This is a genomic window from Cohnella terricola (assembly GCF_007786475.1).
Taxonomy (GTDB): domain Bacteria; phylum Bacillota; class Bacilli; order Paenibacillales; family Paenibacillaceae; genus Cohnella; species Cohnella terricola.
The window spans coordinates 1-1371 of the sequence record NZ_VNJJ01000038.1; the positions used below are offsets into that span (position 1 = coordinate 1).

1 protein-coding gene is annotated in these 1371 nt (G+C 48.4%); it reads right to left on the bottom strand.

Going from position 1 to position 1371, the window contains the following annotated elements; genetic code table 11:
* Positions 1 to 55: 55 nt before the first annotated feature.
* Positions 56 to 1255, bottom strand: coding sequence for an IS256 family transposase (locus FPZ45_RS25125; RefSeq protein WP_144707406.1), 1200 nt, complete (start codon positions 1253 to 1255; stop codon positions 56 to 58).
* Positions 1256 to 1371 lie beyond the last annotated feature (116 nt).

The following is a 1371-nucleotide window of genomic DNA, read 5'->3' on the forward strand; positions in this document are numbered from 1 at the left end:
GGTCAAGTCCATTTTTATGTGTATATTCTCTTTAGATGAGGTTAGCCGGATGCAGTTAAACACGGCTACCTTTTTCTTTTTTCCATACTAGGTATGTCCGCATGTCAATAAATCGTTTTTCTTCTCCCCAACACTCATCCACTTCCATTAGTACAGATCCTAACAACCGGACCACGGAATCGCGATTGGGAAATATGCTAATTACGCTTTCTCTGCGCCGTATTTCACGATTTAATCGCTCTACCATGTTGGTGGTTCGCGTCCTTACCCGACATGCCTCCGGCAGTTCCAGCACCGCCGTAGCATCGTCAAAGCCTTCCTCAAGTAGTCCCATGGCTTTAGCCACCGTAGCTTGGAAGCGTTCTAGCGTCTGTTTCAGCAAGGTGCGAGCGGTGGACATATCTGCAGCTTCAAAGATGCTTCGCACGTACTTCTTTATTTCGTCTCGCATCGCCTTCGGAGCGGCATCTAGAATATTGCGCATGAAGTGGGTCTGGCATCGTTGCCAAGTCACGCCTTGAAATTGTTGCTTCACTGCACGCACGAGTCCGCTATGCTGGTCACTCGTGACGATATCGACGCCACTAAGTCCCCTTTCCTTCAGTTGCGTAAAGAACGCGCCCCAAGTAGCCTCCGACTCTGTATCGCCAATTGCAAAGCCGAGGATCTCTCTTTTCCCCTCCATGTTGACTCCCGTTGCCACCAGGACGCCTCTAGAGCGAACTCTTCCGTTTTCACGCACTTTGACGTACATCGCGTCGACAAGGACAAAGGGATACGCCTTGGTTAACGGGCGGTTGTTCCAAGTCTGCACGACGGGGTCCAACGATTTACAAAGATCGCTTACGGTGGACTTTGAGAACTCGGTACCACACAGCTCTTCGGTAATGTTCGCGACTTTGCGCGTGGAGACACCTTGAATGACCATCTCCATCAAGGATAACAATAGCGCTTGTTCGCTTCTCTGGTATCTGGAGAATAACTCCGTAGAGAAGCTCCCGTCTCTGTGCCGAGGAACGTTAAGTGTAAGCTTGCCTACCCGTGTCGTTAAACCGCGCTCATAGTAACCGTTGCGGGACGCTTTACGATCTTCGCTACGTTCATACTTCTCCGCCCCTAACTGTTCTGTAGACTGAGCTTTGAGCACCTGATTAAAGACCGTCTCCAACAAAGCTGCGATACCAGCATCTCTGGAATCTCCAATAAACAACTGGTGTAAAATGTCCGCATCTAGTGTAATCTGAAACTGAGTCATGTTGATATTCCTCCGATGAATGTTGTCTCGACAACCTCATTCTAAGAGAGAACTTTCAACATGGCTTTATTTAATGTTTACCAACAGCCATTTTACACAATTATATGGACTCTACT